Consider the following 12,923-nt stretch of genomic DNA (forward strand, 5'->3'; position numbering starts at 1 on the left):
TTCATCATTCTCAGCGGTTGATTGGAGTGCAGGACGAAGACTCCTGCGGGAGATGCGAGTTAGGTGAGACCCCGCAGGAGCAGCGCGACGAGGAGGCTCACCAACCGCCCGCGGAAAGCGTAGTCTTGCACGGAAATCAATAGCGGTATTCAAAGCTCATACACAAAAGATCACCCATGCAGCACAAACTTCCAATAAGCCAAACAAATAAACGTACAAACCCAGGATACAAACCCGAACACCGTCACGATCGTATTCTCAGACCACCCGTATTTCAGCCCATAGTGAAAATGGATCGGCGTCATCCTGAAGATCCGCTTCCCTGTCTTTTTAAATGAAGCCACCTGAAGGATGACCGAAAGCTGTTCTGCAAAATAGATGATGAACAGCAGTGGAATCAGAATCTCCACCTTCTCAATCACGGCAAGAAATGAAAGCGATCCGCCTATCGCCAGTGATCCCGTATCCCCCATGAATGCTTTCGCTGGGAATAGATTATAAATCAGAAAACCGAGCAGGCATCCGATCATGACCAGACTAAAAAGCTTCACTTCTGGTGTGTCTGAAATCACAAAAAAGAAAAAGTAAGTGGGAATGGCCACTACCCCTAACAGCCCGTCCAGGCCGTCTGTGAAATTAATGGCATTGGCTGAACCAACGACAAACAATGCGATCACCACGATATAGACTGCCATCGGAAGATCAAAGGACACATTTTCAGTAATCCGGACCACGGTGTCGATACCGAGTTCTTTTACCACGTAGTAAAGCAGCGTACCCGTAAACAGAAATTGCAGGATAAGCTTGGTCCTGCTCGATACCCCTAAAGGATCCTGGCGTGAAGCCTTCCAAAAATCATCCAAAAACCCGATAAAACCGAATAATATGTACGTTACTGCCAGGAAATACATGAATGGCGTGGGCGAAAAGAGGATGGATACGATAAGTCCTGTTAAAAGGATGATCCCAAACATCAATGGCGTCCCTTTTTTTAACTGATGATTGGCCGGGAGCTCCTTCCTGATCGGCTGCACGAGCCTTAATTTTCTTAATAGAGCAATGAAGAACGGGGACAACACAGCAACAATTACAAAAGCAATGATGGCCGGTATGATTTGATCACTCACATCTGGTATTCTCCTTTTCTATTTATTTCCTATATATAAGTTCTAGTCAGACGGGTGATATCCTTTAATCTATACAAAAAAAGACCCCCGCTCCCAAAGGAAGCAGAAGGCCGAAACGCTCTATTTTTTATTCACAGAAGCATCATAAATCGATTCAATCGCACTCTTCATCGCTTTATCGAACTCTTCACCCGTTTGATTGACCCTTAATTCCTCAGCCAGTGCACGGGAGAAGCTCGCGATCATTCCATCGTTTTCTTTCAGCTTCTCGTTCGCTTCATCACGGGAGTAGCCGCCGGAGAGCGCAACCACCCGGACGACGCGGGGATGCTCGACCAATTCCTTGTACGCGTTGGCCTTTGTCGGAATCGTGAGCTTCAGCATCACGTTTTCATCATCCGAGAGATCATTCAGGTGATTGAGGATCTCTTTCTTCAAAATTTCTTCGCATTCTTCCTTCTTTTCGCTGTGAATATTCACTTCCGGCTCGATGATCGGAACGAGATCGGCCGCTATGATTTTCTTGCCGACTTCGAATTGCTGGTCCACCACAGCCTTGATGCCCTCTTCATTCGGCTCATGGATGACCGAACGCATCTTTGTGCCGAAAATATTCCGTTCATTCGCACGGCGAAGCGTCTCATCCAAGTCCGGATTCGGCTTCATCAGCTGGACGCCGTTTTCTTGTTCAGCAAGGCCTTTATCCACTTTCAAGAACGGGACGATATGATGGTCAGCCAGATAATCCGCCGTATACTTCCCCTCCACCTTACTGTCCATCGTCTGCTCGAACAAAATTACCCCGAGGATGTGCTCCGAACTGAATGCTGGAGACGTCATGATCCTCGTCCGCATCTCATGCACCTGCTCAAACATTTCATCCTCATTCGAATAAGAGTCCTCCATCACGCCATAAGCTGCCAGCGCTTTCGGCGTACTGCCGCCGCTCTGGTCCAGCGCCGCAATAAACCCTTTCCCATTCTTCATTCGATCCAATTGACTTTGATTCATGTGTTCCACTCCTTTTTCGTTCTTGTCGGAAACCTTCCTTTATACTAGTTCCCCATTTTTGGGGGAGTTAACACAGATCAAGCAGGAAATTAGCTAAGAGGACGGGAATCGACAATTTATAAGAGTGAAAAGAAGGAGAAAATACTAAATTGGGTTATTATGGTATAATTGTAAAAAGTGCTAACATCGAATTTGATGTAAAAGAACTGAGGTGGAAAATTGAATAGAAACAAGCTTTTAATCTCAGGAATGCTATTGCTCGTATTGATCATAACCCTGCCGCCATTGTTTGCACCGCTCGTACACAACCATGATTCATCCAGGTCAGCACTGCGTGAAGCCATATACAAAGACGGCCACCCCTATCAAAGCTTTACTGCTTTTATAAAAAAAGGAGATTACAAGGACGAAGCTTACGGCCAGCTTTATAATGTATACTGGTATGATTACAATAGCCCCACGGGAGAGACAGCAACGATGTGCTACACAAACAAGATCGAAAACGATAAGTATGTAGTGGCGTGCGGGACAGGTCCATAATATGGCGAAGCTGAATTCAAACTTAAACTATTAAAAACCAGACGGGTGCTGGTTTTTTTACTTATATTTCTTTGCGGCACGTAATCACCATAAACGGAAACGGCGGCTTCCCCTCCTCATTCTTATGCGGCTCCATCATCTCCGTCACTTCCACAAGCCCATAATCCCCGAAGTCCCGCTTGATTGATTCACGATCATAAAAGAACATCTTCACGCCTTCCATGATCTCGTAATAATTCTCCCCGAGCTGTGTGCCTTTCCGGTACATTGGGGCTTCTTTTGAAATCGTCGTAAACACCATATGACCGCCTGGCTTCAGTTGACCGTAGCAGTCGCGGATGAACTTCACCCGCGACTCTTCACTCAACAGGTGGAGAAGCGCATAGCTGAAAATCCCGTCATACTGCCTGTCGTCAAACGGCATATCGGACACCGGCCCATGAAAAATCGGAATCTCAAGCCCGCTTTCCCTCGCCAGCTCAATCGCCGTCTTTGAAATCTCAATGCCCGTTACATCCATTCCATTCTCCATAAAAACCTTCGCATTCCGGCCGTACCCGATACCCGGAATCAGCACATCCTTTACATTCTTTTCCTTGAATAACTCCTTCGTTAGGATGGCCGAATCGGCAGGTTCGAACCCCCACATCGTTTGGTTTTTGATGAAACTTGTCTCCCAGAATTCAGTCATGTTCTTTGCCCCTTTATGGATTGATTTGAAAAGTACTTTTTTTAGTTAAAAAAACGTACTTTCATACTATAAATTCGTCTATTCCTTCATGATCCAGCCTCTTCCCCGGAGGTGACCCCCGAAATAAGCCATAACACTAGTCCGATTCCACCCGCCGGACCCGTATATTATCAAAACCGGGCATGATATTATCAAAAATCCAATTATATTATCAAAAACAGCCCATTTATTATCAAAAATCAAAATATATTATCAAATCGATGCAACCGGGCGAAAGTACTGTCACTCTCTCCTTTTTAAATCGTAACCGTTACGATTTAATTACTATACTCATATTAAACCACAACGCTGACCAGCAGGCAAATGGATTACTAGACGGAACCCGTTTAAATACGGGTGCGATTAATTCATTAGAGGATAGCAGACACATCCCTTAGAGGATATCTCTGCGTTCTTTACTCAGCTGGCAAAATCATCTTTATTAAGCAGTTTTCATGAAAAAAACAGCTCGTTTTTTATGAAAAACCCCTAGTGGCAGCCAAGGTAACGCCGCTGCCGACCCTCGAAACGCCAGTTAAGCTTCATTTCTAACCAAATATGATAAAATTCACTGCCGGCGGCCGACCGCCGATACAGTTATTAGCGATTTCTTCAATTTTATTATCGAAAATCAAAGATTTATTATCGTAAATGAAGATTTTATTATCAAATTAATAAAAGCACTTGGAATCTATTATCAATTACCCGAAGCTATTATCGCGGTTCTCCTCTTATTATCGAATTCCCCCACCTATCATCGAACCGGCAAGATCTAACTCACTCCCCATCCTCAAACCCCCGCTTATGAATCAAATAAAACTGCCGCGCCAGATACGCCGGTGTATACGGCATATCATTCCGCAGCCACGCTTCGACCGTCCCCATCACGGCTGCCGCATCATACCACAGGAAGATTTCCTTCTCTATCCCAGCCTGCCGGACGAAGGAGTCGCTGCCGCGGCTGTCGATTCGCTGCACAAGCCATTCCGTGAAAAACGACAACAAACGTTCCTTAAAATGCGGGAGCCCCCGCGATACCAGAATCGTTTTATAAAACTTAGCATTCTCGGCTATATGCTCAAGGAACCTCTCAAGCATCTTTATGTTCTCCTCATCCCCCGATGACTTGTCCGCCTCTGGCTCGCCGAGTACGTTCGACATATCCTCGATGACCTCGTCGGCCATTTTATCGAGCATATCTGAAATGTCCTTATAGTGAAGATAAAAGGTCACCCGGTTGATGGTCGCCCGTTCAGCCAGACGGTTCACAGACAGCTTCTCGATATCCATTTCCTGCAGCAGATCCACGAACGCTTCCTTCAAAAGCTGCCGCGTCCGGAGCACCCTCGGATCGGTTTGTTTCGATTGTTTATCCATCGCATTCTTCACCCTTTTTCCAGATTAATAGACGATTCCACCTAATCTGTCTAATTTTTTTAAAATAAACGACACAACCACGATATTTGTAAACTAATAGACAGATATCCGTTTACTGTATGTTGTACCTCTCCATCCTTGCTCCTATAATGATACGTATGCTTTTGCATTTATACTACACATTGTAAATTAAGTTTGCAACAGGATGGAAAGGATGAAGAAGATTGAGTCACAGCAGCACAGCAGCTGAAAGCAGTTCTCTCAGAAAGGGCCCGATCATGGCCATCATGATCCTGGGTGCCTTTTTCACGATTTTCAACCAGACGACGATGACCGTCGCCCTTCCGAAATTAATGGAGGCATTCAACATCGACGCGTCCACCGGGCAGTGGCTGACGACGGGCTACATGCTCGTCAACGGGGTGCTGATCCCGGTCACCGGTTTCCTGATGAAGCGGTTCTCGACCCGGCAGCTATTCCAGACATCGATGGTGATTTTCCTGATCGGGACCATCGTCTCGGCGATTGCCCCAAGCTTTTCCGTGCTTTTGACGGGAAGGCTGATACAGGCGGCCTCGACCGGCATCACGATGCCGCTTTTAATGAATGTCGTACTGTCGCTTTACCCTCCTGAAAAGAGGGGAACCGCGATGGGGACCGTCGGCCTTGCGATCATCTTTGCCCCCGCGATCGGCCCGACTCTTGCAGGATACGTCCTCGACGTCTATCCGTGGCAGACGCTGTTTTACGGGATGATCCCATTCATCCTGCTCATCATCTTGTGCGGGTTTATTTTCCTGAAAAATGTATCCGATACGAGTATGAGCAGGATCGACGTCATCAGCCTGATCCTTTCAACGGTCGGGTTCGGGGCCCTGTTGTACGGGTTCAGCGAAGCCGGAAGTGCAGGCTGGTCGGATTCCATCGTCATCATGATGCTGACCGTCGGCTTGATTGCGGTGGGTCTGTTTACATGGAGGCAGCTGACCGCGGACGAACCGTTCCTTGACCTGCGGGCATTCAAATTCAATATGTTCACGCTCACGACGATCATCAACTGCGTCATCACGATGGTCATGTACGCAGACATGATCCTGCTGCCGCTATATCTGCAGACCGCGCGTGGATTTACGGCACTCGAAGCGGGGGTCCTCATGCTTCCGGGTGCCCTCCTGATGGGATTGATGAGCCCCGCAGTCGGGAAACTGTTCGACCGCTTCGGGGCAAAATGGCTCTCCATCATCGGCATCACGATCATTTTGGCAACGACGTACACCTTTACCAATCTGACGGACTCGACCACCTATATGCATCTGATCTTGATGTATGCGGGACGCCGGATCGGGATGGCCTTATTCCTGATGCCGATCCAGACAGCCGGCTTGAACCAGCTGCCGGCAAGCCTCCACGCCCACGGTACCGCGATTTCCAACACGGCCAGACAGGTTGCGGGGGCAATCGGAACCTCCCTGCTCATCACGATCATGACAAACCGGACGAAGGACCACTTCCAGGACATGATAACCAGCGGACACACGGGAGAATCGCAGGCCCATATGTTGATGGAAGCCTCCATCCAGGGGATCGGCGACACCTATTTTGCCATCATGATCATCGGGATTGTCAGCCTTGTGCTTTCCTTCTTTATTAAGAAGGTGGAGCAGGCGCCTGAGGAAGCGGCCGGATGATCGATTAAAAAAAGGGAGAAACCTGCGTTCAGCACGTTTCTACCTTTTTGCTTATAAAATCCTGCGCGGTGGGCCGGTCTTTTCATTTTACGGCCGTGCCCACGTCACAAAGGCGTCAACAATTTGATCCTGCTGTTCCTTCGCGGGCAGCTCCGCCTTGTTGTCCCCTTTTTGCGGGCCGTACATCCCGAACTGCGCATGATTGCCGCCATCAATTTCATAAAAGATGGCATCATCCGGCAGCAGGGCCTTGGATTCTTCGATGTTTTCAGAAGACGTGAGGCCGTCGTTCTCGGCAAAGATCGAAAGGACTGGCAGGTCTTTTTCAGAAAAATCATCCCCGCCGCCAGGATAAGATCCGAGGAAAAATAAACCGTCGACCTCATCCAGGTTATCATGGGCGAACGAAGCGGCTGCCACCCCGCCGAGGGAATGCCCGCCTACATACCACTTCTCAACAGATGGATAGCGCTTCATCATTTCCTCCGCTTTCCCGACACCCGTGAACGCCAGATTCAACGGCACATGGGGAATGCCGACAATATACCCCGCTTCGGACCACTGCTGTGCAAGATACGCGTAGGCTTCCGGTTCCACCTTGGCCCCCGGATACAACACAATGCCCGCCTTACTGGTTCCTTCAGGCTCATAGACGACCCAACCGTCGTCGGCCTTCACTTCATCCACCAGCTCCACAAGCTTTGCGGAAGGTTCATACGTCTGCTGCGTCCACACATAAAAGCCCGCTAGTACGGCAAGCAGAAGGACCCCTATCGTCATCAGGGTATATTTCAGATATTTTTTCATCACCATTACCTCTGTTTTTTTATTAATCGTACCTCGAGGCGATGATTGTGTCCATTACTGATATGTCCCGGTCCACTGCTGCATGAGGACAGTTCTGTCTGCAAATTGGTCCTTTTTCGTTTAAAAAAGATCAAAATTTGACTATTTTTAAAAGTTCCCAGTTTATTATTCAGAGTGAGCACCTGACTCGTGGTGGCTCCCCCCCTGCCAGTCGCGCGCGTCCCGCACTTATTATCAAAAACGACCAATTTATTATCAAAAATCCAAATATATTATCAAAAACGGATGATATATTATCAAAAATCCGATTTTATTATCAAAACCGCATTTCACCGAATCGCGGACCATCAATCAGCCTCATCATCGGACCGCCCAATCAACCATTCGGCGCGAATGCCCCCCGTTCTATCAACCAACCGGAGTGAAGGAACCCGCGCCGTCCTATCAACCAACCGGCCCGATCCGGCTGCCCCCACACTGCAGACCAAGACCTACCGTGGCACCGACCCCAATCCAACCGAAAAATAAAAATACTTCGTTTCATACAGGCCGGGCTCCGCGCCCTGCATCACATCCGAACAATCCACCCACTTCACCTGCTTCAGCTTCCGGTTCAATTGGCGCTCGATCTCCTTTTCAATCTCCCTCATCTCCGCCATGAACTCGCCAAATGTGAGGTGGAAATAATCGGCCGCCTGCCGGTGGGGTGCGTGCTTGATGAGCAGGCTCATGAATTCGTCCGAGGTGGAAGCCTGCCGTGCAAGTTCATCTTCCTGCCGCACGACATACTGATACATCTCTCTCTTCAGCGGGGGAAGTGCCTGCACGATCTCCCTTGCCAGTATTTCCATCAGATATCCGTTCATGCTTAACACCTTTCTTACAGCAGAAACGGGCTGCACCTGCATGCAGCCCCTCCGGTTATTTTTTCATATTGTATTTCTTCATGAAGCGCTCCGCACGGCCGCCGCGATCGGAGAATTTCTGTCTTCCCGTATAGAACGGATGGGTGTCCGAGCTGACTTCCACTTTGAGGAGCGGATAGACCTTTCCGTCTTCCCACTCGATTGTTTCGTTTGATGTCATCGTGGAACCGGTCATGAATTTGAATCCGCTGTTCGTGTCCATAAATACGACATCATGATATTCAGGATGAATTGATTTTTTCATCTGACATGCTCCTTTCTTTTTTACCAGCTTGCTTTCTTCACACCGGGGATCTGACCCTTGTGCGCCAATTCCCGGAATGCGATACGTGACATCTTGAACTTCCTCAGGTATCCGCGCGGGCGTCCTGTCACTTCACATCGATTCTTCAAACGTGTCGGGGAAGAATCCCTCGGAAGCTTCTTAAGCGCCTCATAGTCCCCCTTCTCCTTCAGTTCTCTCCGCATCTCTGCATATTTCAAAACCGTCTCCTGACGTTTCTTTTCTTTTACGACTTTCGATTTCTTCGCCAAGTGATTTTCCTCCAATCTTTTCTCAAATCGTAATGATTACGTTTTAATGAGTATAGTTGTATTAAACCATATCAAACTTCCATTTGCAAATGCATTGTTTCTATAAAAAAATCCCTCACCCCTTATCCGGGTGACGGACCTGTTTACAATTTAAATCCCGATATCTTCAATATAAAAAAAGATGAGATAAAAACAACGGGCAGGGAAATCAATACATACATGAACCCTCTCGGCACTAGCATATTAAAAAAGTAGAAAAACATCGTTACCCAAACGAATGTAATGATTAAACCAAGCAGTTTTTTCACTATGATCCTCCGTAACTATTAAAAGCCTACTCCCTGCAAAGCAAATATAAACGTCAATACAACCGTCAAAAAGGCAAGCGGAAGCGCAATCAAGATGGTTGCGGATGCCTTTCTCCAAAACCCGCCCGAACTGAACCACGAAGCAAGGACGGCACCAAAATAGCCAATCAACATAATCCACACCCACAAATGGCCGATTTGTTTTCCCACGAGAGACTGCAAGACGATAAATGTAAAAATCAGGATCCCGATTGAAACGAGCCCCAGATACTTTTTCAACGTGAGATCCCCCTCCCCAGTTTAAAATATAAATATTCCCATTAATAATAAATATTGGTACGATAATTATATCATGATAACCAAATGGAGGGGCGTCACTATGAACTTCGTCTTCGACCTCGACGGGACTATCTGCTTTAAAGGAGTCCCCGTATCCACCCGAATCAATGAAACACTCAAAGAACTGGAGGAAGCCGGCCACACCGTGATCTTCGCATCGGCCCGGCCGATCCGGGACCTGCTTCCGGTGTTGGATGAGTATTTTCATCAGCATACCTTAATCGGCGGAAACGGCGCGTTGATCTCGGAAAAAAGGAAAATCACCTATGCCCGAAACTTCTCGCTGGACCAAATCGAATACATAAAAATATTAATCACCGAACACAAGGCGACCTACCTCATCGACGGGGAGTGGGATTACTCCTATACAGGCTCTGCTGACCACCCGATTCTTCAAAATCTCGACCCGCAGAAACGGGCAGCCAACATCAGCCTGACTGATCATCCTTCCATTGTGAAAGTACTGATTCTCAGCGCGGAAGACAAAGACGGATTGCTGCAAAAACTCTCCGATCTCGATGTTGTCATCCACATGCACGGCGGGGAGGATGTCATCGATATCAGCCCGACAGGCATCCATAAACTTGCCGCCATGCAGCGTCTTACCGGCGACTACGTCGCATTCGGAAACGACGCCAACGACATCCAGCTCTTCAAGGGAGCATGCCGCTCCATCATGATCGGCTACCACGCCGAACTGTCCGAATATGCAGATGAATCCATTTCACTCGAAGGGGATTACGAGGAAAAAATCGTCCAGAAGCTTCGTGGGCTGAGTGAAGAATACAGGGTTATAGAAGTGTGACACAGCAAAAAAGAGTCAGACCCCCGCTTCAACGTGAGTCTGACTCTTTTTCAATTTAAATATACTTAACCACAGCCATCTCCCTGCCAAACCGGGCACCCTCATCAACAAACCCGAGGCTTGCATACAATTGATGAGCCCCCTTGTTATCAGGATGATAGCCGACCACGATCTTATCCGCATGGGGCAGCTTGGCCATTTCCCCGATCATCAGTCTCGTGGCTTCTTTTCCTATTCCTTTGCCCTGGCTGCTCTGGTCCACCATAATCCGGTACACCCAGTACCCGCCAAGCTCTTCCTTGACCGTGTTGAACATAAGGAACCCGGCCACTTTCTCCTCGCAGTAAATCGCAAATGCCTTCAGAGTCGGTTCGAATTTCGTCTGCGCGATCGAAACCGCATTTGATTCCATGTATTCGGCTTGTTCTTCTGATAACTCCAACCCGCAGCATTCATACCAATTCTCCGAGTTGATTTCTGCTAATCTTACATTCATACTAATTTCCCCTCTCAATATGGGGATCACCTTTGTTAATGAGGCGTACTCCCCTTGTGTGATGCCTTAACCCATGCTGTGCTATTTTTCATAATGAACGCCTCCCTTAACAAAAATGGCCTGAATCGCTCAGGCTATGTTAGTATACCATAATTTTCTAGATTCGCAGAGAAAAATGATAGGAACCCCCTGGCTGAGATCCGCTGCTGGATACTGGCGATGATTGCTCCTTGGCTAGTTAATAGATAATTTGTATGTTTTTTAGTTAAAAAAGAGTCATTTTTATTCAAGATCGGGTCTTTTCCTTCTATTCTACTGCTGCATTTATGTATCCTGACCCTCTGATCGCCAGATTCACTGCTTATATTCGCCTCCGAATCTGACTTATTATCAAAAACGGACCACTTATTATCAAAAATCCAAATATATTATCGAAACGACACTTTTATTATCAAAAAATCAATTATATTATCAAATCCCCAAAAGCCGCAGTCAAAAAGCCCTCGAGCTATACCACCCCGGCAAACCCCATTCCAAACGGAAAATTCAATATAACCCACAACAATACGGCCACCCAAATCAAAATGACGACTGTACCCGCCACCCAATTTTTCGGCTTGTCCTTTTTCATCATTTCTTCCGCCTTTAATTCACATTCCGCTATGACTTCATCTGGTATCATCTTCAACGCAAGCATGATTCCCAACGGAACGAGGATCACATCGTCCAGATACCCTAGAACGGGTATGAAATCAGGTATCAAATCAACCGGACTCAGCGCATATGCCACGACGCATGCTGTAAAGATCTTGGCATACCACGGCACTCTGTCGTCTTTATATGCTAAATAAAGGACCAGGATTTGCTGTTTTAATTTTTTCGCCCATGCCTTCATTTTTTCCAATTTGATGCCCACCTCTTAAACCGGATTATATTTATGAAAAGATATATAAAGAAGTATGCCAACATAACACATCATCATGACCCCAAGCATCAACCCTATAACAGGCAGCAGTTTCTTCTCGTTCTTCTTCCGAAGAGCCAGAATACTGAAAAGGATCGTTAAAAGTATACCGGCTGACTGGATGCTCATAAAGTATTTTGGAAACACATTCGTGACCAGCGGGTGTAAAATCAACCCTGCCCCTAAACCCAATGATACATAACTTAACCAGGAATATTTTTTTCTTTCCATCATGCCCCTCCTGTTCTTTTAATTGCAGGATTAACAAAATCCCCATTGGTGTAATTATACACTAATGGGGATTATTCACACTATCTGTTTTATCTAATTAATAATGGATCTGAAGAAAATGTCCGATTTCCTCATTGATTCTCTCCAGAGCACCCTCAGATGGAAAATGCCCCATGTCGAGCGTTTTAAAAGACGTCCGCTTCGGCAAAATCTCCTCCGCTTTCGCTTTAAGTGCACCTGCTGGAAAGAATATATCCTGCTCACCTGCGATGACAAGCGTTGGGGAGGAGTACCTCTCCAATTCACGCTTCTCCGTCAATTTCGGCATATCCTGCTCCAGTTTCACATGCTGGAATACCTCTCCGATGATGTCCCGGTCCACTTTTTTCATGAAACCTGACGACATAGAATCTGCAATTCGGTCCAGGTATTTCCCTGAACCATTCGCTTTATATAAAAGCAATGGCAGCAGGATCTCCTTGATCATCCGCACCTTTGAACCCAATCGGATGCCGGCCGGTGACACGAGCACCGCACAATCGATTTTTTCCGGCCTGAAAGCCGCCAGCCTTAAGATCATGCCGCCTCCGAACGACGGACCCACAAACGCACAATGTTCGATGCCCAGTTCATCCATCATGTCACTGATCCAGGCAGCATAACTGTCGTCGTCCCCCGAAACGCGGGTCTCGGCACTGAACCCCGGGTGCCCGACTGTATCCGGCGAATACACCCGGTACTCCCGCACAAGTGGCGTGAACCACGACAACGTCATGGGATTGATGCAGTTCCCTCCTTGAAAAATAAAGACCGGTTTTCCATCAGAAGTTCCGGCCGCAAGCATATGTGTCCTGCCGAACCTCGTTTCAAGTTCCATCCTCTCCACTTGAAAATCAAGTTTCCGGACATACTCTTCATAATGCTCCTGGATCCGCCTCTTGCCCTCTTCACTCTTATAAATCGTTTCTTTTCCCATGGGCTCTTCCCCTTGACCGGCCTTTTTCACGGCTCTTCATTTACCCCTATATTACTATATTAGT

Annotated in this window: 16 protein-coding genes and 1 pseudogene; 4 read left to right on the forward strand and 13 right to left on the reverse strand. The window is 47.2% G+C overall.

Annotation, left to right across the window (positions count from 1 at the left end; genetic code table 11):
• Positions 1-17 precede the first annotated feature (17 nt).
• Positions 18-211: pseudogene (locus tag AS034_RS23170) on the forward strand (hypothetical protein).
• Here the strand turns inward: AS034_RS23170 and mraY are convergent.
• On the reverse strand, positions 171-1,127 hold the full coding sequence (gene mraY, locus AS034_RS12870; protein WP_419184986.1) for a phospho-N-acetylmuramoyl-pentapeptide-transferase: 957 nt from the start codon (positions 1,125-1,127) through the stop codon (positions 171-173). The pseudogene AS034_RS23170 and the gene mraY overlap by 41 nt on opposite strands.
• A 120-nt stretch (positions 1,128-1,247) precedes the next feature.
• Positions 1,248-2,138 (reverse strand): fructose bisphosphate aldolase, encoded by an 891-nt coding sequence (locus tag AS034_RS12875; protein WP_058298784.1) that lies wholly within the window; start codon positions 2,136-2,138, stop codon positions 1,248-1,250.
• A gap of 219 nt (positions 2,139-2,357) precedes the next feature.
• On the opposite strand from AS034_RS12875, the gene AS034_RS12880 reads away from it, so the two are divergent.
• Positions 2,358-2,678, forward strand: a complete 321-nt coding sequence (locus tag AS034_RS12880) for a hypothetical protein (RefSeq protein ID WP_244888155.1) — start codon at positions 2,358-2,360, stop codon at positions 2,676-2,678.
• A 61-nt stretch (positions 2,679-2,739) separates the two neighbouring features.
• On the opposite strand, the gene AS034_RS12885 is transcribed toward AS034_RS12880, so the two are convergent.
• Together AS034_RS12885 and AS034_RS12890 are read right to left on the reverse strand one after the other, a co-directional pair.
• Positions 2,740-3,369 carry a class I SAM-dependent methyltransferase gene (locus AS034_RS12885; protein ID WP_058298785.1) on the reverse strand — a complete coding sequence of 210 codons (630 nt, stop codon included), beginning with the start codon at positions 3,367-3,369 and terminating at the stop codon, positions 2,740-2,742.
• Between the two features lie 816 nt (positions 3,370-4,185).
• A complete protein-coding gene (locus tag AS034_RS12890) occupies positions 4,186-4,785 on the reverse strand; it encodes a TetR/AcrR family transcriptional regulator (RefSeq protein WP_058298786.1) in 600 nt (199 codons plus the stop codon).
• Positions 4,786-5,063: 278 nt separating this feature from the next.
• Between AS034_RS12890 and AS034_RS12895 the strand changes: the two genes are divergently transcribed.
• Positions 5,064-6,473, forward strand: coding sequence for a DHA2 family efflux MFS transporter permease subunit (locus tag AS034_RS12895; protein WP_058299131.1), 1,410 nt, complete (start codon positions 5,064-5,066; stop codon positions 6,471-6,473).
• An 87-nt stretch (positions 6,474-6,560) separates the two neighbouring features.
• Here the strand turns inward: AS034_RS12895 and AS034_RS12900 are convergent, their stop codons facing one another.
• From AS034_RS12900 to AS034_RS12920, 5 genes are all read right to left on the reverse strand, one after another.
• A complete protein-coding gene (locus AS034_RS12900) occupies positions 6,561-7,280 on the reverse strand; it encodes an alpha/beta hydrolase (RefSeq protein ID WP_058298787.1) in 720 nt (239 codons plus the stop codon).
• A 491-nt stretch (positions 7,281-7,771) separates the two neighbouring features.
• On the reverse strand, positions 7,772-8,188 hold the full coding sequence (locus AS034_RS12905; protein WP_244888156.1) for a hypothetical protein: 417 nt from the start codon (positions 8,186-8,188) through the stop codon (positions 7,772-7,774).
• 13 nt (positions 8,189-8,201) lie between these two features.
• Complete coding sequence (locus AS034_RS12910; RefSeq protein WP_058298788.1) at positions 8,202-8,450, reverse strand: type B 50S ribosomal protein L31; 249 nt, start codon at positions 8,448-8,450, stop codon at positions 8,202-8,204.
• 20 nt (positions 8,451-8,470) lie between these two features.
• A complete protein-coding gene (rpsN, locus tag AS034_RS12915; protein WP_058298789.1) occupies positions 8,471-8,740 on the reverse strand; it encodes a 30S ribosomal protein S14 in 270 nt (89 codons plus the stop codon).
• A gap of 326 nt (positions 8,741-9,066) precedes the next feature.
• A complete protein-coding gene (locus tag AS034_RS12920; protein WP_058298790.1) occupies positions 9,067-9,327 on the reverse strand; it encodes a hypothetical protein in 261 nt (86 codons plus the stop codon).
• Positions 9,328-9,427: 100 nt separating this feature from the next.
• Between AS034_RS12920 and AS034_RS12925 the strand changes: the two genes are divergently transcribed.
• Positions 9,428-10,192 carry an HAD-IIB family hydrolase gene (locus tag AS034_RS12925; protein ID WP_058298791.1) on the forward strand — a complete coding sequence of 255 codons (765 nt, stop codon included), beginning with the start codon at positions 9,428-9,430 and terminating at the stop codon, positions 10,190-10,192.
• Between the two features lie 55 nt (positions 10,193-10,247).
• On the opposite strand, the gene AS034_RS12930 is transcribed toward AS034_RS12925, so the two are convergent.
• The 4 genes from AS034_RS12930 to AS034_RS12945 all read right to left on the reverse strand — a co-directional run bounded on the left by AS034_RS12930 (position 10,248) and on the right by AS034_RS12945 (position 12,859).
• Positions 10,248-10,688 carry a GNAT family N-acetyltransferase gene (locus AS034_RS12930; protein ID WP_058298792.1) on the reverse strand — a complete coding sequence of 147 codons (441 nt, stop codon included), beginning with the start codon at positions 10,686-10,688 and terminating at the stop codon, positions 10,248-10,250.
• A 508-nt stretch (positions 10,689-11,196) separates the two neighbouring features.
• The gene (locus tag AS034_RS12935; RefSeq protein ID WP_058299133.1) at positions 11,197-11,583 is read right to left on the reverse strand and encodes a YkvA family protein; all 387 of its coding nucleotides are present in this window, start codon (positions 11,581-11,583) and stop codon (positions 11,197-11,199) included.
• A 24-nt stretch (positions 11,584-11,607) separates the two neighbouring features.
• Entirely contained in the window at positions 11,608-11,883 is a 276-nt protein-coding gene (locus AS034_RS12940) for a hypothetical protein (protein ID WP_058298793.1), read from the reverse strand.
• A gap of 97 nt (positions 11,884-11,980) precedes the next feature.
• Complete coding sequence (locus AS034_RS12945) at positions 11,981-12,859, reverse strand: alpha/beta fold hydrolase (protein ID WP_058298794.1); 879 nt, start codon at positions 12,857-12,859, stop codon at positions 11,981-11,983.
• Between the last annotated feature and the right edge of the window lie 64 nt (positions 12,860-12,923).

The sequence above is a fragment of the [Bacillus] enclensis genome, from assembly GCF_001456935.1.
GTDB classification, from domain to species: Bacteria; Bacillota; Bacilli; order Bacillales; family Bacillaceae_B; genus Rossellomorea; species Rossellomorea enclensis.